General features: G+C 36.0%; 20 protein-coding genes and 1 pseudogene. 16 read left to right on the top strand and 5 right to left on the bottom strand.

Annotation, left to right across the window (positions count from 1 at the left end; all coding sequences use genetic code 11):
* Positions 1-170: 170 nt before the first annotated feature.
* Both A9G35_RS13130 and dolP read right to left on the bottom strand, forming a co-directional pair.
* Positions 171-341 (bottom strand): annotated as a pseudogene (locus A9G35_RS13130) (IS5/IS1182 family transposase); the annotation flags it as partial.
* A 202-nt stretch (positions 342-543) separates the two neighbouring features.
* Positions 544-1,137, bottom strand: a complete 594-nt coding sequence (dolP, locus tag A9G35_RS05135) for a division/outer membrane stress-associated lipid-binding lipoprotein (protein WP_065635963.1) — start codon at positions 1,135-1,137, stop codon at positions 544-546.
* A gap of 239 nt (positions 1,138-1,376) precedes the next feature.
* On the opposite strand from dolP, the gene A9G35_RS05140 reads away from it, so the two are divergent.
* On the top strand, positions 1,377-2,075 hold the full coding sequence (locus A9G35_RS05140; protein ID WP_065635964.1) for a DUF1266 domain-containing protein: 699 nt from the start codon (positions 1,377-1,379) through the stop codon (positions 2,073-2,075).
* Positions 2,072-4,771, top strand: coding sequence for a hypothetical protein (locus A9G35_RS05145; protein ID WP_065635965.1), 2,700 nt, complete (start codon positions 2,072-2,074; stop codon positions 4,769-4,771). The genes A9G35_RS05140 and A9G35_RS05145 overlap by 4 nt, the downstream gene beginning before the upstream one ends.
* 65 nt (positions 4,772-4,836) lie before the next feature.
* Here A9G35_RS05145 and A9G35_RS05150 read toward each other — a convergent pair whose 3' ends face one another.
* The 3 genes from A9G35_RS05150 to xthA all read right to left on the bottom strand — a co-directional run bounded on the left by A9G35_RS05150 (position 4,837) and on the right by xthA (position 8,784).
* A complete protein-coding gene (locus tag A9G35_RS05150; protein ID WP_176701385.1) occupies positions 4,837-6,507 on the bottom strand; it encodes a molecular chaperone HscC in 1,671 nt (556 codons plus the stop codon).
* Between the two features lie 105 nt (positions 6,508-6,612).
* On the bottom strand, positions 6,613-7,947 hold the full coding sequence (gene xseA, locus A9G35_RS05155; protein ID WP_065635967.1) for an exodeoxyribonuclease VII large subunit: 1,335 nt from the start codon (positions 7,945-7,947) through the stop codon (positions 6,613-6,615).
* Positions 7,948-7,977: 30 nt separating this feature from the next.
* On the bottom strand, positions 7,978-8,784 hold the full coding sequence (gene xthA, locus A9G35_RS05160) for an exodeoxyribonuclease III (RefSeq protein ID WP_065635968.1): 807 nt from the start codon (positions 8,782-8,784) through the stop codon (positions 7,978-7,980).
* Between the two features lie 115 nt (positions 8,785-8,899).
* Between xthA and tyrA the strand changes: the two genes are divergently transcribed.
* The 14 genes from tyrA to A9G35_RS05230 all read left to right on the top strand — a co-directional run bounded on the left by tyrA (position 8,900) and on the right by A9G35_RS05230 (position 24,818).
* Positions 8,900-10,021 (top strand): bifunctional chorismate mutase/prephenate dehydrogenase, encoded by a 1,122-nt coding sequence (gene tyrA, locus A9G35_RS05165; RefSeq protein WP_065635969.1) that lies wholly within the window; start codon positions 8,900-8,902, stop codon positions 10,019-10,021.
* Positions 10,022-10,170: 149 nt separating this feature from the next.
* Positions 10,171-11,502 carry a phosphoglucosamine mutase gene (gene glmM / locus A9G35_RS05170; protein WP_065635970.1) on the top strand — a complete coding sequence of 444 codons (1,332 nt, stop codon included), beginning with the start codon at positions 10,171-10,173 and terminating at the stop codon, positions 11,500-11,502.
* 253 nt (positions 11,503-11,755) lie between these two features.
* Positions 11,756-12,538 (top strand): F0F1 ATP synthase subunit A, encoded by a 783-nt coding sequence (gene atpB / locus A9G35_RS05175; RefSeq protein ID WP_065635971.1) that lies wholly within the window; start codon positions 11,756-11,758, stop codon positions 12,536-12,538.
* Between the two features lie 36 nt (positions 12,539-12,574).
* Entirely contained in the window at positions 12,575-12,802 is a 228-nt protein-coding gene (gene atpE, locus A9G35_RS05180) for a F0F1 ATP synthase subunit C (RefSeq protein ID WP_411588181.1), read from the top strand.
* A 24-nt stretch (positions 12,803-12,826) separates the two neighbouring features.
* Positions 12,827-13,297, top strand: coding sequence for a F0F1 ATP synthase subunit B (gene atpF, locus A9G35_RS05185; RefSeq protein ID WP_034911222.1), 471 nt, complete (start codon positions 12,827-12,829; stop codon positions 13,295-13,297).
* Between the two features lie 13 nt (positions 13,298-13,310).
* Positions 13,311-13,844 carry a F0F1 ATP synthase subunit delta gene (gene atpH / locus A9G35_RS05190; RefSeq protein ID WP_065606085.1) on the top strand — a complete coding sequence of 178 codons (534 nt, stop codon included), beginning with the start codon at positions 13,311-13,313 and terminating at the stop codon, positions 13,842-13,844.
* An 11-nt stretch (positions 13,845-13,855) separates the two neighbouring features.
* On the top strand, positions 13,856-15,397 hold the full coding sequence (gene atpA / locus A9G35_RS05195; RefSeq protein ID WP_065635972.1) for a F0F1 ATP synthase subunit alpha: 1,542 nt from the start codon (positions 13,856-13,858) through the stop codon (positions 15,395-15,397).
* A 14-nt stretch (positions 15,398-15,411) separates the two neighbouring features.
* Positions 15,412-16,281, top strand: coding sequence for a F0F1 ATP synthase subunit gamma (gene atpG / locus A9G35_RS05200; protein WP_065606087.1), 870 nt, complete (start codon positions 15,412-15,414; stop codon positions 16,279-16,281).
* A gap of 47 nt (positions 16,282-16,328) precedes the next feature.
* A complete protein-coding gene (gene atpD / locus A9G35_RS05205) occupies positions 16,329-17,711 on the top strand; it encodes a F0F1 ATP synthase subunit beta (protein WP_065635973.1) in 1,383 nt (460 codons plus the stop codon).
* 41 nt (positions 17,712-17,752) lie between these two features.
* Positions 17,753-18,178: a F0F1 ATP synthase subunit epsilon gene (locus A9G35_RS05210; RefSeq protein WP_034911289.1), complete on the top strand. Its 426-nt coding sequence runs from the start codon at positions 17,753-17,755 to the stop codon at positions 18,176-18,178.
* A gap of 301 nt (positions 18,179-18,479) precedes the next feature.
* Positions 18,480-21,689, top strand: coding sequence for an exodeoxyribonuclease V subunit gamma (gene recC, locus A9G35_RS05215; RefSeq protein ID WP_065635974.1), 3,210 nt, complete (start codon positions 18,480-18,482; stop codon positions 21,687-21,689).
* 8 nt (positions 21,690-21,697) lie between these two features.
* Positions 21,698-22,492: a TatD family hydrolase gene (locus A9G35_RS05220; protein WP_065635975.1), complete on the top strand. Its 795-nt coding sequence runs from the start codon at positions 21,698-21,700 to the stop codon at positions 22,490-22,492.
* A gap of 285 nt (positions 22,493-22,777) precedes the next feature.
* Positions 22,778-24,181, top strand: a complete 1,404-nt coding sequence (locus A9G35_RS05225) for a DHA2 family efflux MFS transporter permease subunit (protein WP_065569303.1) — start codon at positions 22,778-22,780, stop codon at positions 24,179-24,181.
* A gap of 4 nt (positions 24,182-24,185) precedes the next feature.
* Entirely contained in the window at positions 24,186-24,818 is a 633-nt protein-coding gene (locus A9G35_RS05230) for an MBL fold metallo-hydrolase (protein ID WP_065575622.1), read from the top strand.
* Positions 24,819-24,971: the final 153 nt, after the last annotated feature.

The following is a 24,971-nucleotide window of genomic DNA, read 5'->3' on the forward strand; positions in this document are numbered from 1 at the left end:
TTCTAAGTTATTATATTGTGGATGGAATTTTTAATTTGGATTTTATTAAATAATTAAAAAATAGCCTAAAGAAATGTAACAAAAATAGCTTTATCGCTATTTTCTTGATATTTTGAGCCGTTGCGGCCAATAAACACTGCATTTAAACCTGTGCTCTTCCCCTAAATTGTAGTAGCATGGGTATCTGTAATTAAATTATGTTTGCCATCAACCGTTCGGTGATCTAAGTAGAAGAACCCTTTAGGCTTACCTTCCCGATGCATAAAGCCACTGTCCGGATCGGTTGTACTGACTTTGACATCCTTATATTTCTCTACCGTCGATGGCTTTAAAGCTTTTTTCCATTTAATTCTCTTTCTTCGTTGATGGCTTGATTAAGCGCATCTAACGAGATTTGCTCTATTTTTCTGGTGTCGCTAGAGTTGGTTTTTTTAGCATAGAAGAATTCCTTTTAATAATGAACTCCTCTCTATTAGATCAAAGAACTCGCCAAAAAGCGAGTTCTTTGTCATCAATCAGGGGAGGCTAATTGGCCCCCTATTTTTAGTCTCTTTTTTGTGATTGGTTAATATCAGTAAATAGGGTGACAACTTTCTTCACACCCTGAACTTTACTTGCCAGCTCTGCTGCTGTTTTACCTTCTTGTGATGTGACAATACCAATTAAAAATACTTCACTATTTTCAGTAACAACTTTAATATTGCGTGCTTTGGTTTGCGAATCTAAAATTAGTTGAGATTTAACTTGAGTGGTTATCCAAGCATCATTAGTAATTGTCCCAGCACCAACAGGCTCTCCGATACGAATTTGGTTATAGACTTTTTTCACTCCTTCAACTTGATAAGCAAGGCTTTGAGCTTTTTCAGCTTGTTCGTTATTTGCTTGCCCAGTTAAAAGAATATTGCCATTATAACTACTTGTAATAATGCGCGATCCAATAAAGAGTGGCCCATTATTTTTAATTTTCATACTCATGCGTGAACTAAGTGTTGTATCATCAACTTGAGTACCCGCAGTACGAGGATCTGTGGCAACTTTTGCCGTAGCCCCTGCACCAACCCCTATAACGGCAGCAACGCAGCCTTGTAATATTAATGTACAAGAAATTAACATTACCATTAAGGCGATCTTTTTCATTATAACTCCTTATGACTTATTACCCTGTAATAATCAAATTCCAATATATTTGGCTTTATTATGCCTTGTAGAAGTTGATTTGCAAAATAATTTTATAATTTATGCTAGATGTAAAATATTTAACATTTCATTAAACGTAACATCATCATAACTTTTACTCGAATTTCAATTTTTATTTGAATAAAAATCTGCTATCTTTTGATAATAAATAAAATAAATTAAATGATTGGAATACAAATATGAATCAAGATTGTGTCGATTGGCTATATGGGTTATCTGCGCCAATGGTTGCTTTAAATAAGAGATATGGTGCAAGTTATACTTCACCATCTTTTTATCCTGACAGAACATTTGTTGATATGGAGGATGATTGGGGAATAGATTCTCGACAAAAACTACTAAACTGTGTGTTTGATATGGTTGATGATGGCCATGCGCCAATGTTATCTCGATATTATGCAATGTACTCTCGATTTTCTGAATCACAATGGCGTGATTATTACCAAGCACAAGATGATTACCAAAAAGTATTACTGACGTTTGTTGAACAAACTTTTTGTGTATGCGGCTATGGTGGCATTCGTAGTTGGGATTATGCCCGTATGGGATATTTGCTACGCAATGGCACGACTAATAAATATATTAGCGAAGAAGAAGCACTATGGATTTTTTCAAGAATTGCCGAGCGTTCCCAGTATTTTTATAGCTCTTGGCACCACTACTTTGCTGGTTGGTCGATTGGATTTCAATATTGGGAAACACTCAACAATAAAGAAGATCTTGAAGCATTACGCTGTGAATTAACCCGAGCATCACAAACACATACCATGAAAATATTAATTAACGACGAGGATTCGCCTTGTAATCGATTGCCTTGGTATATTGATATCGACGAACTAGAAAAACCAGAATCATTAGCGGAGTATGATTGGTCATGAGTACAAATTTTTGGCAATTATTAGGCATCGAAAAAACAACTGACACCACGGTTATTCGTCAAGCATATCGTGTAAAGTTACCTTTATATCATCCTGAAACGGATCCCGATGGTTTTAAAGCACTGCGTGAAGCGTATGAATCGGCAATGAATTATGCTAAATCGCCCGAAATAGCTGTTGATGAAATGACAGAGAATTCAGTACAAGCAGCGCCACAACTAACAGAAGAACAAATCAAAGCAAATGAAATTTGCGAGGCTTATCAAGCACTGTTAACCGATCCAATGCGATGCTATAACATTGATGAATGGCAAAAATTTATCGGTTCATTCTATGACTATCCAATGGCGGTTATTGATTCAGTCAAATGGCGACTATTAGAATTAAGTTACGAAACAACAAATATATCGGAGTCATGTGTCAAAATTTTAGCCGATAATTTACGCTGGCGTCAGCAACTCATGACACAATTCACTGATGAATATGAAATATATGATAATTATTTAAATCACATTGATCGCGGTGATTTATTTGATTACACATGCTTGCCAACAACCAATAAAACACTACAAAATGCAACTATCGATTATATATATAATGCCAAATGGTTATTTTGGGAGCGTAGAGCGGAAAATGTTTATGCATTTTTAGCTCAAGATACCGTTATTTATCTTCCTGATGATAAGAAATTTATGCTCGAATTTGCTCATTGGCATAGTACTGCGAGCTTAAAGAATCAATCTATTTTAGATTATGCTTTAAAATGTATTGCCGAAGGCGATGAAGACGAAGATATTATTATCGAGTGGAAATATATTGCCGCTATCCAATATACTTTGCTCGAAGACAAACAAAATGCCTTACAAGCTTGGTTAGAGTTGTATTATTCAGGCCATTATCAACAAAAAGCAGAAAGCTGGATAGCGGGGTGGTGTACTTATTTTGAAAAAAATTACTTTCCATTATTAGTTATGGCGCTAAATAATAGTTATTGTGTCGCTACCGATAAAACAGAAAACTATTTGCATACTATTCCGCAAATCACAGCAACCACAACAGCACGATTAGCCGCATTAGAGAATATCGATGAGTATCCAAAAGAAATTGTCGACTTTGTTAACTGGGCCTTGAATATAAGCTGGAGTTATAAACAAGTCTTATCAATATTGTTACTCGATGACGGCAATAATCGATTATATCGTTTATACCGACATGCCATTATGTTGCGCCACGGTAATGAAGTATTATTACAAGAAATTTTAGACGATCACAGCGATGATCCATTTGAACAATTTATTTTGCAACATTTGCAACGCCAAGCACGACAACATCTTGCATGGCTTGCAGAACTTTCACCCGTGCAAGAATTTAAAGCATGGTTATTTGATAATAATGAAAATGCGCAACTTCCACCTCAATTTGATCCCGAAGAGAATGGCAAGCTAGTTTTATATGCCCGTTTATGGCTAGATAGATTCAGAGATATTCCTGATATTGCTAAATTACATTTATATCAAAGTCTTTCTTATGCAAATATGGAAATGTTTGACTGGATTACGTTCTTAAAATTTAATGATTATTATCAACTACCAAAATCTCCAGATCCTTCGGTTATTGCTAATAATAAAGAAGCTTATTGGCAATGGTATCGTTGTTATTTATTAGTAATTGCAATTACTTGTAAACCAGTAGAAACAGCAAAATTTCTTCGACAAGAAAATAATACTTTTATTATTGATGAAAATAACCCATTTAAACCATTAATAGAGATATTTAAGCATGGTAATTGGCAAAATGATACTGAGCTATATAACCTAATTAATAATGATAGTGGACTAATTAATAGTGTTTTAAATAATTATCCAAATTCGATTGAATGGTTTATTGATGCGCCTCACCTTATTGATTTTGACGATATTGCGCAAAAAATGGAGTATACATGGGCACAAAAACTGGCAAATAAAAATCCAATTTATTTAATGTTGTTATACATAATTGTATTAAATAAACCTGAGCAAAAAAATAAATTAGATACAATGTTACAAGATATTACTGGTGATAATAAAGAGTTAATAGAAATAGCCAAAGATCTGCAAGATAGTTGGATTATACCATCTTCTAATAGCCAAAAAAAATACAATTATATCAAACAAATTGATAAAATAATAATGCTTGCTGAACGTTTGTCTAACTATTACGGTATATGTGATAACGATGAACTTGAAATGTTAGACAAGTTTAAAAACAACAGTGACAATGATTTAGTCTTACGGCTTTGTGCGGCATTGCTTATAGCAAAACATCGTGAAAATCGACAAATACTGGAATCACAGCCATTACCTAAAAATAAATGGTGGCAGTTTTGGCGTTGGAAAGGGCGAACTAATATAAAAGGTTTTATTATACAATTATGTTGTAGCTTCATTGTGTTAGGATTGATGACCGTATTTAACAACAATTTTGAATTGAATAGTCCTACTTTTTCTATGATTTGTTATTCTATTGCTGTAACCAATATGGTTTTTGCTTTAAAACGACGTTTTAATGATATCGATAAAGGTGAACCGATCATCGGTTTTGTGGCCGAAATATTGGCTTCTATCTTCTTTTTTGCGCCATTTTGGGTTTCTGGTGTCAAATACACTAACCGTTTTGGACCACCGGTAGAAGAAACAACCAAAGAAAAGGAAAAGTAAACAAAATAAAGCCCTGTTTTTTATCTCTAAAAAGAGGGCTTTTTATATTTTTTAAATTTTATTGGTTATCTATTCAGATCTTGTAGATTAGATTCAATTTCACAACGAATTTCGTTAATTTCTTCAGGATTTTGTCTATTTAATGCTTCCATAAAAACTTCGATATATGATCCAATTAATAGTCGTTCATCACCCAATGATTGTGCCCATGCACGTTCTAGCCTTGCCAATAAAGTACGATTCGACATTTCGTCGCGAGGGTGAATTTTAAGTGCTTTCAAGCGATCATGACTTTCTTGTTTTTGTTTATCTGTTAATCCAATTGGACTATGATCAATAACTTTGCCATGTTGTTTACCTGTTTCAAGCAAAACAACGTCTACTTCTAATAAGCCATTTAGATCATAGCTAAAGCGGACATCAATTCCTTGTGTTCTTTCCATTGGCGTTAGGGGCACTTCAAACTCATCAATTAAAACATTATTTTCAACGCGTGGATTTTCACCTTGATAAACCGAAATACATATCACTTTTTGCTGAGGGTGCGTTGTGTAAAATGTTTTTACTTTTGATGTCGGTACAATGGTATTACGTTCAATAATGGGGGAAAATAACCCACTGACATTATTTGAACAACTTTCAATCCCTAGCGTATAAGGGCACACATCAGTTAAAATGACTTCTTCAACATCGGCATTTCGCAATCGACAAGCCGCTTGAACTGCGGCTCCTTGTGCAACAATCGTTGTCGGATTGATATGGCGATACGGTAATTTACCAAATAATTTGGTCACTAGCTCACGTACCACACCCAATTGTGATGATCCACCCACTAATACAATATGTTCAAGCTGATTAGGCTTTAAGCGTGCATCACTTAATGCCTGTTCAATTGGTGCTCGTAGGCGATTAAGAAGTGGTAACCATAACATTTTTGCTCGGCTTTCGTTTAAGGAAAATTGCCACTGCTTATCTTGCCAAACCCAAGTTAAGGTGTGTGATTGTTCACCATTTAATTGACATTTTAGTTGTTCGGCTAAATCTAATAAGCGAGCATAATCATCGGTCGGAATATCTTGCTTTTTAAGGTTCCATTCACTTAAGCAAGCTTTAACAAGCTCTTGGGTAAAATCTTCACCACCTAAATAGTTATCACCAGCAGAAGCGTGCACTTCAATAATCGGCATGGCATATTCAAGTACAGTCACATCAAATGTGCCACCACCTAAATCAAATACTAATGTATTGCCCGATTGTTCTTCGTGTAATCCATATGCCATGGCAGCGGCGGTTGGTTCATTAATTAAACGCACTGCATTTAATCCTGCTAACTCAGCTGCGAACCTAGTTTGCTTGCGCTGTTCATCATTAAAATAAGCAGGAACCGAAATAACCACATCACGAATTTCTTGTTTTAAAAACGCTTCGGCATCAGCTTTAAGTGATTTTAAAACCATGGCTGAAAGTTCAGTCGGTGTAAACTTTTTGTCTCCTAATTCAAACACTTTATTTGAGCCTAAAAAACGTTTAAAAGCCGCTGCACTACGATTGGGATGTGTAGTTAAACGAGACAACGCTGCGTGTCCAACTAAAATAGAATCGTCTTCATCAACACTTACTGCAGATGGTGTAACAACTTCACCAATTGAATTAGGAATAAGAACTGGTTTGCCATCTTGCCAAATACAAATTAAACTGTTTGTCGTACCTAAATCAATACCGATTGGATAATGCATAAACTCACTGAATAACATAATAATTTCACATTGTTTAGATTATATACTAATGATCACTGGAATTGCAAAAATCAGCTAAACACTTAGTAATAAACGATTTATAAACTACTTATCGATTTTAGTAATTTGACTAACAATACTGCCTTTTTTTAGCTTTGTAATAATTAATTCACCAACAGCTACTTGTTCAGGAAAGCGAACCACTGTGTTATTTTGATTTGTCGTAACAGAATAACCTCGTTCAAGAGTAGCTAACGGACTAACGTTGTTAAGTTGAGAGGTTTGTAAAACAAATTGATGTTGTGATTTTATTAACTTTTGTTTAATTAAATTAATTAATTGTTGCTGTTTTTGCCAAGTAAGTTGCCCTAAATAGGTAATATTATTTTGTGGAGATACTCGTAATAGTCTTTTATCGAGTGAATTATGGCGATTTGATAGTCTGAGAAAATATTGCTGAATATTTTCAGATAATGAATGGCGATAAGCTAAAAGTTGATTTAATTGTTTTTCTAGCTTTGTTTGTGGATGTTGAGTCTGTAATTGGTGTCGCCATTTATTGAGCTTTTCTCGGCATTGCATTAAATAATAATCCATTGCCATGGATAAATGCTGCTGTTGAACTTGCAAGCGCTTAACTTGCGCTAGGCTATCTTGGCTAACTAGTTCGGCAGCAGCCGATGGTGTTGCCGCTCTAACATCAGCAACAAAATCAGCAATGGTAAAATCAATTTCATGCCCAACGGCACTGACAATCGGTAATTGACTTGCAAATATAGCCCTTGCAACGATTTCTTCGTTAAATGACCATAAATCTTCAATCGATCCGCCACCCCGTCCAACAATTAAGACATCACACTCTTTACGAATGTTGGCGATTTGAATCATTTTGGCAATTTGTTCGGCCGCTTCAATACCTTGTACTTGCGTTGGGTAGATAACCACATGCAAACTTGGATCACGACGTTTTAATATCTGGCAAATATCATGCAACGCTGCGCCTGTCGACGATGTAATAATCCCCACGGTGCGGATATTTTCAGGAAGTGGCTTTTTATAAATGGCATCAAATATTCCTTCATCTGAAAGCTGTTTCTTTAACTGTTCAAATTTTTGTTGTAATAGTCCTGCACCTGCAGGCTGAATTTTATCAATAACCAGTTGATATTCACCACGAGCTTCGTACAAGGTTACTGTTGCTCTAACTAAAACCTGTTGCCCATTTTGTGGCGTGAAACCTGCCCGAAAATTACTGTTGCGAAACATCGCGCAACGAACTTGTGCGCTATCGTCTTTTAACGAAAAATACCAATGACCCGATGAGGGACGCGAAAAATTAGAAACTTCGCCCACTAACCAGACCTGCCCAATTGCATCAGACAGTAAATCTTTAACGATTTGATTAAGATCTTTGACCGATAAAACCGAGCTGTTTTGCATGTGATGATCCTTTATTACGATGATACAAATTTATATTAAATCAAATTTAGCCCAAATTGGCGCATGGTCTGAGGGTTTGTCCATTGCCCGAATAGCATAATCAATCCCTGTTTGTTGACAATGTGCTAGCAATTTTTGGCTAGCTAAAATTAGATCAATCCTAAGTCCTGTGTCTGTTTCAAACCCTTTTGAGCGGTAATCAAACCATGAATATTCTTGCTTTGTTGGATGTTCGTTACGATAAGTATCTATAAAGCCAAGTGACATTAAATTGTTCATCCATTCACGCTCTTGCGGTAAAAATGAACATTTACCCGTACGAAGCCAACGTTTACGGCTTTCTTCTGAAATACCAATATCTAAATCAGTCGGGCTGATGTTCATATCACCCATAATTAAAGTTAATTGATTATTTAATTGATGCTTTTGTAAATGATAAATCAAATCTTGATAAAACTTACGTTTAGCAGGGTATTTACTTTCATGATGTAAACTTTCACCTTGCGGAAAATAGCCATTAATTATGGTTAAATTGCCTTTATTAGTAGGTAATTGAGCCATAATTAAACGGCATTGTGCTTCATCCCCATCAGTTGGAAAACCACATTGCACCGACAGCGGTTTTTGCTTTGTTAGTAAAGCAACTCCGTAATGTCCTTTTTGCCCGTGATAGTTTAGGTAATAACCAAATGGTTCTAGCTCAGCAATAGGAAACTGATCATTATGAACTTTCGTTTCTTGTAAACCAATTACATCTGGCTGATATTTATCAATAATAGCTGCTAATTGGTGAATTCGAGCTCGAAGGCTGTTAATATTAAATGAGATAACATTCATGTTGATTTATTGTCTTGTATTTGATGTTCTAAATACGCATCGTACCAAAAATACGTTATACTGTTAAGCTATTACAGAAAAAGCAACTCTTTGTGATAATAAGGAACTACCCAATATGTCTACGGAACTACTTGCCTTACGCGATAAAATCGATGAAGTTGATCAATCTATTTTATCTTTAATTACAAAGCGATTAGCGTTAGTTGCCGAAGTTGGCGAAGTAAAAAGCAAACATGGCATTCCAATTTATGATCCTAAACGTGAAGCCGCTATGCTAGCTAAAAGACGGCAAGAGGCTGAAGAGCAAGGTGTTTCTCCTGCTTTAATTGGAGATATTTTACGCCGTTTAATGCGTGAATCTTATATTAGAGAAAACGACAAGGGCTTTAAAAAAGTCTATACGGGCCAAGGTTCCATCGTGATTGTTGGCGGTAATGGACAAATGGGTCGGTTATTTGCTCGGTTATTTACGCTATCGGGCTATCAGGTTAAAACATTGGGTTCAAAAACGATGCATCAAGCAGCCGAAGTGGTTGCCGATGCAATTGCAGTTATTGTAACCGTGCCGATCAATAAAACTTGTGACATCATTAAACAATTACCATCATTACCCAAAGATTGTATTTTAACGGATTTTACATCCATAAAAGCCAAGCCTATCCAAGCAATGCTTGATAAGCATCAAGGACCTGTTGTTGGTTTGCACCCAATGTTTGGTCCTGATGTGCCAAATTTGGCTAAACAAGTTATTGTTTATTGTGATGGACGTGAGCAAGCGAAATATCAATGGTTAATTGAGCAAATGCGGATATGGGGCGCCAATTTATGTGCGATTGATGCCAAAGAGCATGATAAATGTATGTCATTCATTCAAGCATTACGCCATTTTACCTCTTTTTCATATGGTGTTAATTTACAACGTGAACAAGCGGATTTGGAACAACTCATTGCATTATCATCACCTATCTATCGGCTTGAACTGATGATGGTTGGACGCCTGTTTGCGCAAGATCCCGAACTTTATGCTGATATTATCATGGCATCTGATGATAACATTGAATTAATCAAGCGTTATTATAAATGTTTTGGGGAAATGGTAAATTTAATTGAACAACGAGACAAAACTAAGTTTATAAAAAACTTTAATGAAGTTACCCAGTGGTTTGGCAGTTATGCCGAGCGCTTTATCAAAGAGAGCCAAGGGTTATTAAAATTTGCTAATGATAATCGAGCGTAACTTTATATTAAACGGTATATTTTCCTGAAAGTTTTTTACAAGTTAAAAATATACTTTTTATCAAAAAACAGTGTTATATAGTTTTAGAACAAAGCATTACTGTTTAACAAAGTGGTTAAAAATAACAAATGTTAGTATGAGGAAATAGAATGTCTAATCGAAAATATTTTGGTACAGATGGGATTAGAGGGAAAGTTGGACAGTATCCTATCACACCAGATTTTGCACTTAAATTAGGTTGGGCAGCAGGTCGTGTACTAGCCAAAGATGGCGTTAAAAAAGTATTAATCGGTAAAGATACTCGTATTTCAGGTTATATGCTTGAATCAGCCTTAGAAGCAGGGTTTGCCTCGGCAGGTGTTGCTGCTGCCTTTACTGGACCAATGCCAACCCCTGCTATTGCTTATTTAACCCGCACCTTTCGTGCTGATGCGGGCGTTGTTATTTCTGCTTCACACAATCCTTTTTATGATAATGGTATTAAATTTTTTTCAACCGAAGGAAAAAAACTTGATGATGCCATCGAATTAGAAATTGAAGCAGAACTTGAAAAAGAGATCGATTGCGTTGAATCCAAACAACTTGGACGAGCAAGCCGTATCACTGATGCCGCTGGGCGTTATATCGAATTTTGTAAAAGCACATTTGATCATAATTTAAGTTTAGCAGGACTTAAAATTGTTGTTGATTGCGCTAATGGCGCCACCTATCACATAGCGCCAAAAGTATTACGAGAACTTGGCGCACAAGTAATTAAAATTGGCTGTGATCCCGATGGTGTTAACATCAACGAAAACTGTGGCGCAACAGATGTTAAAGCACTTGCTAAACGTGTTATTGATGAAAAAGCCAATTTAGGTTTTGCCTTAGATGGCGATGGCGATCGTATTATTATGGTTGATCATAACGGTCAAAAAATTGATGGCGATTTAATTATCTATATCATTGCCCGTGAAGCATTAAGGCAAGGTCAATTAAAAGGTGGTGTTGTTGGTACATTAATGAGCAATATGGGGCTTGAGATAGCACTTAAAAATCTGGGTATTCCTTTTGATCGAGCTAAAGTTGGTGACCGTTATGTGCTTGAAAAGTTAGTTGAGAAGAACTGGCGCCTAGGAGCTGAAAATTCGGGGCATGTTTTATTATTAGATAAAACCACAACTGGTGATGGCATCATAGCTGGCTTACAGGTATTAGCCGCAATGGTTCGTAATGATATGTCGTTAGCTGATTTATGCAGTGGTATGACAATGCTGCCACAAGTATTAATTAATGTTCGGTTTTCAGGTGAAAATGATCCATTAAATAGCGCTCAGGTAAAATCAGCAATAGCGCAAGCAGAAAAACAACTTGGTAGTAATGGACGAGTGTTGATCCGTAAATCAGGGACAGAACCGCTTATTCGCGTAATGGTGGAAGGAAATAACGAAACAGAAGTGCAAAATTTGGCTGAGGCTATTGCTATAGCGGTTAAAGCCTAAAAATAGCGTCATTTATACCCATTAATTAAACTATTAACTATGCAATATTAGGGGTAAAATGATAATTGAAGTTGTAAATATTTACATAAATTTAGTAAAAAGTGTCTAAATTCTTAATTTAGTTAATCAAAGGTTGACTTAATATAGGCAATTAGGTTTAAAATAGTAACTTCTTATTGCAGCGATTGCTTATACCTTTTTAAACAAGGCTATAAGCAATGTTTTATTTTTAGGAATAGGTTAAGAGGGTTATATGTCTGTTTCCTCTCCAGCTTCACCACAAGCTTATATCAAGCACCATCTTGAGAACTTGCAAGTAGGTTCTGGTTTTTGGACCTTAAATCTTGACTCATTGTTCTTTTCGATTCTGCTTGGTGTTATCTTTCTATGGGTATTTTATCGTGTTGCCCAAAAAGCAACCAGTGGAGTACCAAGTAAATTACAATGTGCAGTCGAGATGATCTTTGAATTTGTCAATAATACAGTCAAAGACATGTTTACTGGTCAAAATAAGCTCATTGCGCCGTTAGCATTAACGGTATTTATTTGGGTTTTCTTGATGAATTTAATGGATCTTATCCCTGTTGATTTTCTACCTTATGCAGGCCAATATTTAGGCTTATCACACTTAAGAGTAGTACCAACGGCAGATGTTAGCATTACTATGTCAATGTCTTTAGGGGTATTTGCACTCATTATAATTTATTCAATTAAATACAAAGGGATTTCAGGATTTGTTAAAGAATATACTTTACATCCTTTTAATCACTGGGCATTTGCACCAATCAATTTAGTGCTTGAGCTGGTTAGTCTTTTAGCTAAACCAGTTTCTTTAGGACTTCGACTTTTCGGTAATATGTATGCAGGTGAACTTATCTTCATCCTTATTGCTGCATTATTACCTTGGTGGTCACAATGGGCATTATCATTACCATGGGCCATTTTTCATATTTTAATTATTACGTTACAAGCTTTTATTTTTATGGTGTTGACGATCGTCTATTTAACTATGGCATCGGCAACGGAAGATCATTAATTTTACTATTTTTTTGTTAATAAACTGGAGTATATAATGGAAATGTTATTTGTAGCCGCAGGCATTATGATGGGATTAGCTGCAATTGGTGGTGCAGTTGGTATTGGCTTATTAGGTGGCAAGTTTTTAGAAGGTGCTGCGCGTCAACCAGAATTAATGCCTATGTTGCGTACTCAATTCTTTATCGTTATGGGTCTAGTTGATGCAATCCCAATGATCTGTGTAGGTATTGCACTTTACGTTATCTTTGCTGTTGCAGGTTAATAAAAATTTAAGAGGAATCGTGTCATGAATATGAACGCAACTCTCCTCGGCCAAGCAATTACATTTGTATTGTTTGTTTGGTTCTGTATGAAGTTTGTTTGGCCTCCTGTTATTGGCGCGATTGAAAAACGCCAAAAAGAGATAGCCGAAGGACTTGCTTCAGCAGAAACAGCAAAAAAAGATTTGGAATTAGCCAAAGCAAATACATCTGACATAATGCAACAGGCTAAGGTTGAGGCTAATGCAATTATTGAGCAAGCGAATAAACGCAAAGCAATCATTCTTGAAGAAGCAAAGCAAGAAGCTTCTCGCGAAAAAGAACGAATTGTTGCTCAAGGGCTTGCCGAAGTAGAAGCTGAACGCAAACGAGCAAGAGAAGAGCTTAAACAGCAAGTCGCTACACTCGCTATTGCTGGTGCAGAAAAAATTATTGAACGTTCTGTTAATGAAGCCGCAAATAGCGACATCATTGATAAACTCGTAGCTGAACTATAAGGAGAATAGAGCAATGGCTGACTTAATTACGATTGCTCGCCCTTATGCTAAAGCCGCTTTCGAATTTGCGGTAGAAAATAACAGCATCGAATCATGGCATAAAATGTTAGTGCTAACATCTGAAGTGAGTAAAGATACTCAAATAAGAAGTGTCTTAACATCTGATATGAAAACTGATTCGGTGGCTAATTTACTCATCAACATCTGTAAAGATGTGTTAGATGAGTTTAGTACTAATTTTATTAAGATTATGGCTGAAAACAAACGATTATCACTTCTTCCTGAAGTGTTAACCTTGTTTGAACAATATTGTTTAGATAGAGAATCACAAGCAGATGTTGATGTAATTTCTGCCAGTGAACTAACTAATGAGCAACTTAATAAAATTTCTGTCGCTGTCGAAAAACGTTTATCACGAAAAGTAAAACTAAAATGTCATATAGATAAATCGCTCATTTCTGGTTTTATTATTCGTACGGGCGATATGGTTATTGATAGTAGTATCAGAGGGCGTTTAAATCGTTTAAATAACGCTCTACAGTCTTAAGGGGACTGATAATGCAGCTAAATTCAACTGAAATAAGTGAACTAATTAAAGAGCGGATAGCTCTGTTCAATATTGTGAGTGATGCTCACAATGAAGGAACTATCATATCTGTAAGTGATGGTATCCTTCGAATCCACGGATTAACTGATGTAATGCAAGGCGAAATGATTGCATTACCAGGTGGTCGATATGCAATGGCATTAAACCTTGAAAGAGACTCCGTCGGTGCGGTAGTCATGGGGCCATACGAAGACTTGTCTGAAGGTATGAAAGTACAATGTACTGGCCGTATTTTACAAGTACCAGTTGGTGAAGGTTTATTAGGCCGCGTTATTAACACACTAGGTGAACCAATTGATGGTAAAGGTTCACTTCAACATGACGGTTTTTCACCAGTAGAAGTAGTTGCACCTGGTGTTATCGATCGTAAATCCGTTGACCAAGCATTACAAACTGGTTATAAAGCCGTTGACTCAATGATTCCAATTGGACGAGGTCAACGTGAACTTATCATCGGTGACCGTCAAACAGGTAAAACAGCACTTGCTGTCGATGCAATCATCAACCAACGCGACTCAGGTGTAAAATGTATTTATGTTGCCATTGGTCAAAAACAATCAACTATTGCCAATGTTGTACGTAAACTTGAAGAGCATGGTGCACTTAAAAACACAATTGTGGTTGTGGCATCAGCGTCTGAATCAGCTGCGTTACAATACTTAGCGCCATATGCTGGTTGTGCAATGGGTGAATACTTCCGCGATCGTGGTCAAGATGCATTAATTGTTTATGATGATTTATCTAAACAAGCTGTTGCTTACCGTCAAATTTCGTTATTACTTCGTCGTCCACCTGGACGTGAAGCTTATCCTGGTGATGTATTTTATCTTCATTCTCGCTTACTTGAACGCGCAGCGCGAGTCAACGAAGCCTATGTTGAAGAGTACACTAAAGGCGAAGTTAAAGGAAAAACAGGCTCATTAACAGCATTACCAATTATTGAAACTCAGGCTGGTGACGTTTCAGCATTCGTACCAACTAACGTAATTTCGATTACTGATGGTCAGATTTTCCTTGAAACTAGCCTATTTAACTCTGGTATCCGCCCTGCGGTTAACCCTGGTATTTCGGTTTCACGTGTGGGTGGTGCTGCACAAACTAAAATAATGAAAAAATTATCAGGTGGTATTCGTACTGCGCTTGCACAGTATCGTGAATTAGCTGCTTTCTCTCAATTTGCATCAGACTTAGATGAAGCAACAAGAAACCAATTAAGTCACGGTGAAAAAGTAACAGAATTGTTAAAACAAAAGCAATACTCGCCAATGACTGTTGCTGAACAATCAATAGTACTTTACGCCGCTGAACGTGGTTATCTTGAAGATGTAGAATTAGCTAAAGTATTACCATTTGAAACAGCACTACTTGCTTATGCCCATAGTCAATATGCCGATTTTGTTAAATTAATTGATGAAACAGGTAATTACAATGATGAGATTGAAACTAAGCTAAAAGAATTACTTGAAAGCTTTAAATCAACTCAAACATGGTAAGGGTGAGGTAAAAAATGGCTAATGCAAAAGAGATTAGAACAAAAATTGCCAGTATCCAAAGTACGCAAAAAATCACTAAAGCGATGGAAATGGTTGCCAATTCTAAAATGCGTAAAACGCAAGATAGAATGGCTGCTAGTCGACCATATGCTGAAATGATTCGTGAAGTAATTGGACATTTAGCGTTAGCTCAGATAGGCGCCAAACATCCTTATTTAGAAGAAAGAGATGTAAAGCGAGTTGGCTATCTTATCATTTCAACCGATCGTGGTTTATGTGGTGGTTTAAATATCAACCTTTTTAAAACTGTCATTGCTGATATGTCAGCATGGCAGGAAAAGGGTGTTGAAGCTGATGTTGCTTTAATTGGTTCGCGTGGTGTTTCGTTTTTCTCGTCAGTGAAAGCGAACATTTTAACCCAAGTCACTAATTTAGGTGATGAACCAAATTTATCCGATTTAATTGGGCCGGTAAAAACAATGCTTGAGGCATATGACAACGGTAAAATTGATAGATTATATATTGTTACAAACAAATTTATTAATACGATGTCACAAAAGCCGACAATTCAGCAATTATTACCTTTACCACCATCAGAAGATAAAAAACTCAAAGCTTCATCATGGGATTATATTTATGAGCCTGATGCTAAATCACTATTAGACGTGATTTTACGTCGCTATATTGAATCACAAGTTTATCAAGCAGTGGTTGATAATTTAGCGAGTGAACAAGCAGCAAGAATGGTGGCCATGAAAGCGGCAACGGATAACGGAGCAAACCTAATTAATGAGTTACAAATTGTGTATAACAAGGCACGTCAAGGTGCTATCACTAATGAATTAATTGATATTGTATCCGGTGCAGCCGCTGTTTCAGGTTAGTGCTAAATATTGGCTTATAGTTAAGAAAAAGACGTAGAGGATTAAAAATGGCTACTGGAAAGATTGTCCAGATCATCGGTGCGGTGGTTGATGTCGAATTCCCAGAAGATGCAGTACCAAAGGTATATGATGCATTAGAAGTGGAAACAGGCACTGAAAAATTAGTTCTGGAAGTTCAGCAACAATTAGGTGGTGGCGTTGTATGTTGTATTGCAATGGGATCATCTGATGGCTTAAGACGAGGGCTTAAAGTTGTAAACACTGGTCACGGCATTGAAGTACCTGTTGGTACAAAAACACTAGGTCGTATTATGAACGTACTTGGTGATCCTGTTGATAAAGCAGGTCCTATTGGTGAAGAAGAACGTTGGGCTATTCACCGTGCTGCCCCAACCTATGAAGAGCTTGCAAACTCAACTGAATTACTTGAAACAGGTATTAAAGTTATCGACCTAATTTGTCCATTTGCTAAAGGTGGTAAAGTTGGTCTATTTGGTGGTGCTGGTGTAGGTAAAACCGTTAATATGATGGAGTTGATCCGTAATATCGCTATTGAACACTCAGGTTACTCAGTGTTTACTGGTGTGGGAGAACGTACTCGTGAAGGTAATGACTTTTACCACGAAATGAAAGAATCAAACGTACTTGATAAAGTATCATTAGTTTACGGCCAAATGAATGAGCCACCAGGAAACCGTTTACGTGTTGCGTTAACTGGTTTGACTATGGCTGAAAAATTCCGTGACGAAGGTAAAGATGTTTTATTATTCATCGATAATATTTATCGTTATACCTTAGCTGGTACTGAAGTATCTGCGTTATTAGGTCGTATGCCATCGGCAGTAGGTTATCAACCAACATTAGCTGAAGAAATGGGGTTACTACAAGAACGTATTACTTCAACTAAGACTGGTTCGATTACTTCAATCCAAGCGGTGTATGTGCCAGCAGATGACTTGACTGACCCATCACCAGCAACAACCTTTGCTCACTTAGATGCGACAATCGTATTAAGTCGACAAATTGCTTCTTTAGGTATCTATCCGGCAGTGGATCCATTAGATTCAACTAGTCGTCAATTAGATCCTTTAGTTGTTGGTCAAGAGCACTATGATTGTGCCCGTGGTGTTCAGTCAATTCTACAACGCTACCAAGAATTAAAAGATATTATTGCTATTCTTGGTATGGATGAGTTATCTGAAGATGATAAATTGATTGTTGCTCGTGCACGTAAAATTCAGCGCTTCTTATCTCAACCATTCTTTGTTGCAGAAGTATTTACTGGTTCACCAGGAAAATATGTACCTTTAAAAGATACGATCAGTGCATTTAAAGGAATCATGAATGGTGATTATGACCATATCCCTGAACAAGCATTCTATATGGTTGGTTCAATTGATGAAGCGATTGAGAAGGCAAAATCTCTCTAAGAGATTCATTGAACGAAGATCGTATTAATGGAGATCGTATTATGGCACTAACTTCCTATCAATTAGAAGTTGTTAGTGCTGAATCTCACCTGTTTTCGGGTGATGTTCAGCGAATCAGAGTCACAGGTAAGGAAGGTGAACTTGGGATTTATCCTGGCCATACCCCTTTACTCACAACCATAAAACCAGGCATGGTCGGCATTGTGAAAGCGGATGGTGAAGAAGAGTTTATCTATCTATCTGGTGGCATCTTAGAAGTACAACCTAACATCGTAACTATCTTGGCAGATACTGCAATTCGTGGTGAAGATTTAGATGAAGCAAGAGCACAAGAAGCAGTAAGACAAGCACAAGAACATATTAATCACCCAAGCGATGATATGTCATTTGCACAAGCATCTGCTGAATTATCAAAAGCTTTGGCAAAAATTCGCGTTATCGAATTGACTCGCCGCATGGGTCAATAGTTTGCTTTTTGATGTTTTATCATACACAAAAGGCTATTTGGTATTACAAGTAGCCTTCTTTAATTACAACTCTTTTTAATTTAGGAATTAATCTTTCCTTTAATAGCGCTTTGGATAATTTACTGGTAAATTTATACTGAAACATATAGTTACCGGAAACTTTTTTACAAAAAAATAAATATTTCAAAGTAAATATTTCATTTTCCCTAATCTTATTAAATGATCAAAACGTAACACTGACTAGATTTATTAATCGCTATCAGGGATAATCTGAATAAATTTTATCAATGTTTATACAATTATGTTTACCATTTACCATTCAAATCAAGTCGATCTACTTAAGTCACTCGTAAGCGAATTAATGCATAGGCAGCCATTAGAGGATGTATTTACACCTGATGTTGTTATGGTACAAAGTCAAGGCATGGCACAATGGTTACAAATAGCGTTAGCGGATGAACTTGGTATCGTGGCTAATGTTGATTTTCTTTTTCCAACTCAGTTTATTTGGCAACTTTATCAAGTCTTGTTACCAGAAGCACCAATTGAAAATAGCTTTAATGTTGAATCGATGAGTTGGCGTTTGTATTATTTATTGCCCCATGTTATTAAACAACTTGAGTTTAGCGCACTTAAACATTATCTCGATATTGATAAGCAAGATAAAAAACGATATCAGCTTGCAACGCGTATTGCGCAATTATTTGACCAATATTTAGTTTACCGTCCAGATTGGATAGCAAAATGGGAGGCAAACCAGTCTGTTGCCGAATTGAATCATCATCCTGATGAAACGTGGCAAGCGGAGTTGTGGCGAAAACTAATATCAATTAGTCAACCTTATCATCGCGCTAATATTTATCAACAAATGCTTGAAATATTATTAGATAATAACTTTGATCGTTCACGTTTAGATTCGTTACCTAACCGTATTTTTATTTTTGGTATTACTTCTCTTCCTCCTATTTATCTTTCGCTACTTTCGGCACTTGGGCAACATATTGATGTCCATTTAATGTTTAATAACCCGTGTAAATGGTATTGGGGCGATATTGCTGAAAAACAGTTGTCAGATATATTAAATACACCGGATAAAATACCCAATCCTCTTTTAACCTCATGGGGAAAACTTGGGCGTGATAATCTATTTTTGTTACAAGAATTTAATAATAAGCAAGATATTGAAGCGTTTGTCGATCAGGAACGTTCTTGTTTGTTACATGCCATTCAGCAAGATATTTTAGAACTGTATCAAACCGATTTTGACAATAAAACTTTTACCGTAATCGATAAGTCAATTTCATTTCATGTCTGCCATAGTGAACAACGTGAAGTTGAGGTATTGTATGACTACCTGCTATCGGTTTTTGATGCAGATCCTACGCTGGAGTTGCGCGATTGCATAGTTATGGTATCAGATATTGATAAGTATGTTCCTTATATTCGAGCTGTCTTTGGTAATGCTGTTGAAAAGCGCTATTTACCTTTTACTATTTCAGATCAAAAAGCACGAAATATCGATCCTATCGTTCAAGGCTTTTTTGCCATTTTAAATTTTCCAAATAGTCGATTTACAGCAGAAGAACTATTTAATTTACTTGAAATCCCTGCTATTGCCGAAAAATTTGCTATTAACGAATCTCAGTTAACTCTTTTACGAACTTGGATTATTGAATCGGGTATTCGTTTTGGGCTTGAAAGTACGCATAGCTGGTTATTTGGCTTAGAGCGCTTATTGCTTGGTTATACGATGAGCAGTGAGCAAGGAGCTTGGCAACAAATATTACCATATGATGGTGCAACAGGTTTAGATGCCGAATTAATTGGTAAGTTAGCTGAGTTTGTTAGTGTTGTGAGCAAATGGTTAGCAATCTTAAGTGAAGAAAAACCATTAATTGAATGGCAAAGTTGTGTATTTGAATTAATGAATGATTTTTTTGCGAGTAATCCACAGCGTGAATCTATTTTGTTAATGCTCGAAGAAGAGTGGCAAAAATTGATTAATAGTGGGATGGTGGCCAATTATACGGATAATATCTCTATCACTATTTTGCATGATGCTATGCAATCACGCTTAGAACAAAATCATTTAGTACACCGTTTTTTAATCGGTAAAATAAACTTTTGTACTATGATGCCAATGCGCTCTATTCCATTTAAAGTTGTTTGTTTATTGGGTATGAATGATGGCGATTATCCAAGAACATCACTACCACTTGATTTTGATCTTATTGCCCATCATCCAAGGCGAGGTGATCGTAGTCGTCGTAATGATGATCGCTACCTTTTTTTAGAAGCTATTTTATCGGCGCAAAACCTGCTTTATATTAGCTATATTGGTCGAGATATAAAAGATAATAGTGAACGTTATCCGTCAATACTCGTTGATGAACTTTGGGAATATATTGCTCAATATTATAACATTCCTGTAAAGCAGGTTGATAACATTAATAATAACTTAGATTTTTTACGGATAAACCATACACGCACACCATTTAATCCCCTAAACTTTTTACAAAATCCAAAAAGTTATGCCGATGAATGGTTACCAGCTGCATTACAACAAGGAAAAGAGCAAGACTTTATTAGTAAAATACCCGCTATCAGTGTCGATAATATCAGTCTTGATGAATTAAAACGATTTTACCAACACCCAATTAGACTATTTTTACAAAAGCGTTTTAATTTTTATCTTAACTATCTTGACGATACGTTACCAGATGCGGAGAACTTTAATCTTGATAGTTTACAGCGTTACCAATTGAATTTGCAGATTTTAAATCAACTTATTGCCAAAGATCCTCAACAATCAGATGATTTATATCAACGCTTAGCACTAACTGGTGACTTACCTGACGGTGCATTTGGTCAGATTATTTACCATGAGCAAAATGAAACAATGCAATCATTAGCTAATAAAATCTGCCAAGAACGCTTGGACATGACAACACAAGAAGTTAATTTAACTATTTCATCCAATGATCAACATTACCAATTACAAGGTTGGTTAACTCACATTCAAGACGATGGTATATTGACATGGCGACCATCAAAGCTTTCGATTCGCAATGGTATTTCGTTATGGATTGATCATTTGGTTTATTGCCTTTTAAATCCTGATAAAATTGACAGTCAAAGTCGTATGTATGGTCGGGAAGATAATGAATGGCGATTTTCACATTTAAATGCAGATCTAGCCTTAACGATATTAACTAATTTAGTTGAAGGCTATTTGCAGGGTATCAATGAACCATTATTAATGCCATTAAAAAGTTCGTGGAGTTGGCTAATTGCAGCTTATGACAAGAAAACAGGTCAGATTATCGCTAGTGAAAGAGCTATCAATCAACTTTTAAATTCATGGCAAGGCGGATTTAACCAATCCGCCGAGTGTGACAGTTATTATACTCGTCTTTATCCTGAGTTAACCGATACACTGATTGAACAAATTATATTTACCGCTGAGCGATTTTTATTACCAATTTTATTACATCAAACAACAGTAGAATAAGAGGCATTATGTTTATTGATACACATTGTCATTTTGATTTTCCGCCTTTTACTGAATTTTTGGTTGATTCAATAAATAAGATTCGCCAAGCGGGTATTGTTGGGTTAATTATACCCACAGTTAGTGCTAACTATTTTGATACTGTTTTACAACTTACGAATAATTACCATGAACTTTATGCCGCTTTGGGATTACATCCTATCTACCAACATACTATGGCTGATTTAGAACTATTAACCAATAGTGTTAAAACAAAACCTAAAAAATTAGTTGCCATTGGAGAAATCGGGCTCGATCGCTACGATTTAAGTATCGATTGGCAACAACAATTATTATTTTTTAGGTCGCAATTAACACTTGCCAAACAGTTTGATTTACCCGTTTTAATACATTCACGCAAAGCGCACGATATTATGTACCGCGAATTACACAAGGCCAACTTACCTTGTCGCGGTGTAATACATGGTTTTTCAGGTAGTTATCAACAAGCCATGCAATTTGTTAAGCTGGGTTATTATATTGGTGTAGGTGGCGTAATTAGTTATGAACGTGCGAATAAAACTCGCAATACAATTGCTCAATTACCGCTTGACAGTCTAGTGCTTGAAACAGATGCACCCGATATGCCACTAAGTGGGCGTCAAGGTCAACCAAACCGTCCTGAATACATTACTGAGGTTTTTAAGATCTTAACACAATTACGCAATGAGCCACCAGATTACATACTTAATACAATTTTAACAAACACCTTAATGCTATTTAGCAGAATTAATAATATAAAAAAAAACAAAAAATTAATATAATTCTACAATCATTACAGAATTGTTTTATTAACCTCATAGAAAATTTATTATATCTGTTTTTATCGGATCTAACTGCTGACGTGTTTTCAGTTTGGCGCAGTGTTTGTGGCTTGCTCTATGCTAACTACTGGTAAGGTAACGCTGTAAAAATAAGAAAAAACCAATAATTGATAAATAATATTGTAAAATAGTATTTATTATAGCTTCTATCAAACACAACCTAAGTAGGATAGCTTAATTTTTAGTGCTTACCCTGCATTTAAATTAATTTCAGGCTAGATTAAAATGAATAGCGAATTACAGTTACCACCCTTTGTATATCGTATATTACCGTGGATTGCGGCATTTGCATTCTTTATGCAATCACTTGATACCTCGATATTAAACACAGCACTCCCCACTATGGCTAATGATCTTAATGAGTCCCCATTAAATATGCAATCAGCCGTGATAAGTTATGCTTTGACTCTTGCATTATTTATTCCTGTTAGTGGTTTTTTGTCAGATAAATTTGGCACAAGAAATATTTTTGTCATGGCCGTTTCACTATTTACACTAGGATCCTTACTTTGTGCTTTATCTAATTCATTGATTTTTTTAGATGTATCACGAGTTATTCAAGGTGTTGGTGGCTCGATGATGGTACCTATATCACGTTTAGTATTAATAAAATCTTTTAAACGTAGTGATTTTTTATCTGCTTTAAATACGGCCACAATTCCAGGCTTAATTGGTCCTGTTTTAGGACCAGTATTGGGGGGATATTTGGTTGATATGGTCAGTTGGCATTGGGTATTTTTTATTAATTTACCTATTGGTATTTTAGGCGTGATAATCAGTTGGAAATATATGCCTAATTTAAAAGGTCAACGTATGCCTTTTGACCTATTCGGTTTTATTTTTATCGTTATTAGCTTTATAAGTGCCACATTAAGTGTTGAGATTTTAAGCCAAAATCAGACATATTTGCTTCCATTACTACTTGCAATAATCAGCCTACTTTTTTTATTGATTTATCGTGAGCATGCAAGAAAGAAACTCAACCCTTTATTCCCATTATCACTTTTTAAGATTCGAACGTTCAAAATCGGTATTATTGGCAATCTCGCTTGCCGATTAGGGATATCAGGCGTGCCTTTTCTAATTCCGTTATTATTACAAGTAGGATTTGGCTACTCAGCTATCTTTGCTGGTTTGATGCTAGTGCCAATGGCTATTGCTTCACTTTGTACCCGAATATTTATTCCACATATTTTAGCGCGTTTAGGTTATCGTTTCGTACTCGTTACTAATACAATTTTAGCGGGTGTAATGATTTTTTTAATGTCTCTGTTAAATTTATCGACGCCTCTCATCCTCATTAGCTTATTGCTATTTTGTATTGGTGGCATCAATTCTATGCAATATACTGCCATGAATAGCATAACCTTAGCTAACTTAGAAAATGATAATACAAGTAGTGGTAATAGTTTAATGGCAGTAAATCAGCAATTAGCAATCAGTTTTGGTACTGGTTTTGGAGCTGTTTTACTACGATTGATTAGTAACTCAGCTAGTACGCTTCACGCATTTCAATTAACATTTGTTATACTTGGCGTGGTTACGGTGCTATCCGGCTTCATTTTCGCACAACTAAAAAAACAAGATGGACAAAATCTAACTACTCATCACCAAAAAACAAGGAGATAAATCTATGTTCCAATACCAAATCATCCCAGTTACCACTTTTCAAGAAAATTGTAGCATTATTTGGTGTGATGAAACCATGGAAGGTGCATTTATTGATCCCGGAGGCGAACCCGAACTGCTTATAAAAGCAGTTGAAAAACTAGGCGTTAATATTAAGCAGATTTTATTAACCCATGGGCATTTGGATCATGTTGGTGCTGCAACTATGTTGGCTAAACATTATGATGTGAAGATTATTGGACCAAGCCAAGAAGACGAATTTTTATTAACAAGTTTGCCACAACAAAGTACACAATTCGGTTTTCCTTATACTGATAGCTTTTTGCCTGATCGTTGGTTAAAAGAAGGCGAGCAGATTCAAGTTGGTAATATTAGCCTTGATGTCCTTTTTTGCCCAGGTCACACGCCTGGACATATTGTTTTTATTAACCACTTGGATAAGCTGGCTTTTGTCGGCGATGTATTATTTAAAAGTAGCATAGGAAGAACTGATTTTCCACGAGGCAACCATGCCGATTTAATTTCATCAATCACGAATAAATTATTACCACTTGGAGATAACTTTATTTTTGTACCAGGTCACGGACCAATGTCAAGTTTTGGTCATGAACGAGTTAGTAATCCTTACTTAGTTTAAGTAACACATTGTCTTTAATTATCACACTCTTTATTTTAAAGCGTGATAATTAAAAAAGCCTATTTTTCACTTTCAGTTGTAAACCATTTTTCAAAAAAAATATTTACAACTGAAACAATTGCGCTATTATAGTTCTACTATTTATATAAAAGG

The organism is Gilliamella sp. Choc5-1, from assembly GCF_001690595.1.
In the GTDB taxonomy this organism is placed as follows: domain Bacteria; phylum Pseudomonadota; class Gammaproteobacteria; order Enterobacterales; family Orbaceae; genus Gilliamella; species Gilliamella apicola_M.

Excerpts from the sequence above, each read along its gene's own strand:
- dolP (WP_065635963.1), bottom strand. The coding sequence starts at position 1,137 with ATGAAAAAGATCGCCTTAATGGTAATGTTAATTTCTTGTACATTAATA.
- A9G35_RS05140 (WP_065635964.1), top strand. The coding sequence starts at position 1,377 with ATGAATCAAGATTGTGTCGATTGGCTATATGGGTTATCTGCGCCAATG.
- A9G35_RS05145 (WP_065635965.1), top strand. The coding sequence starts at position 2,072 with ATGAGTACAAATTTTTGGCAATTATTAGGCATCGAAAAAACAACTGAC.
- A9G35_RS05150 (WP_176701385.1), bottom strand. The coding sequence starts at position 6,507 with ATGCATTATCCAATCGGTATTGATTTAGGTACGACAAACAGTTTAATT.
- xseA (WP_065635967.1), bottom strand. The coding sequence starts at position 7,947 with ATGCAAAACAGCTCGGTTTTATCGGTCAAAGATCTTAATCAAATCGTT.
- xthA (WP_065635968.1), bottom strand. The coding sequence starts at position 8,784 with ATGAATGTTATCTCATTTAATATTAACAGCCTTCGAGCTCGAATTCAC.
- tyrA (WP_065635969.1), top strand. The coding sequence starts at position 8,900 with ATGTCTACGGAACTACTTGCCTTACGCGATAAAATCGATGAAGTTGAT.
- glmM (WP_065635970.1), top strand. The coding sequence starts at position 10,171 with ATGTCTAATCGAAAATATTTTGGTACAGATGGGATTAGAGGGAAAGTT.
- atpB (WP_065635971.1), top strand. The coding sequence starts at position 11,756 with ATGTCTGTTTCCTCTCCAGCTTCACCACAAGCTTATATCAAGCACCAT.
- atpE (WP_411588181.1), top strand. The coding sequence starts at position 12,575 with ATGGAAATGTTATTTGTAGCCGCAGGCATTATGATGGGATTAGCTGCA.
- atpF (WP_034911222.1), top strand. The coding sequence starts at position 12,827 with ATGAATATGAACGCAACTCTCCTCGGCCAAGCAATTACATTTGTATTG.
- atpH (WP_065606085.1), top strand. The coding sequence starts at position 13,311 with ATGGCTGACTTAATTACGATTGCTCGCCCTTATGCTAAAGCCGCTTTC.
- atpA (WP_065635972.1), top strand. The coding sequence starts at position 13,856 with ATGCAGCTAAATTCAACTGAAATAAGTGAACTAATTAAAGAGCGGATA.
- atpG (WP_065606087.1), top strand. The coding sequence starts at position 15,412 with ATGGCTAATGCAAAAGAGATTAGAACAAAAATTGCCAGTATCCAAAGT.
- atpD (WP_065635973.1), top strand. The coding sequence starts at position 16,329 with ATGGCTACTGGAAAGATTGTCCAGATCATCGGTGCGGTGGTTGATGTC.
- A9G35_RS05210 (WP_034911289.1), top strand. The coding sequence starts at position 17,753 with ATGGCACTAACTTCCTATCAATTAGAAGTTGTTAGTGCTGAATCTCAC.
- recC (WP_065635974.1), top strand. The coding sequence starts at position 18,480 with ATGTTTACCATTTACCATTCAAATCAAGTCGATCTACTTAAGTCACTC.
- A9G35_RS05220 (WP_065635975.1), top strand. The coding sequence starts at position 21,698 with ATGTTTATTGATACACATTGTCATTTTGATTTTCCGCCTTTTACTGAA.
- A9G35_RS05225 (WP_065569303.1), top strand. The coding sequence starts at position 22,778 with ATGAATAGCGAATTACAGTTACCACCCTTTGTATATCGTATATTACCG.
- A9G35_RS05230 (WP_065575622.1), top strand. The coding sequence starts at position 24,186 with ATGTTCCAATACCAAATCATCCCAGTTACCACTTTTCAAGAAAATTGT.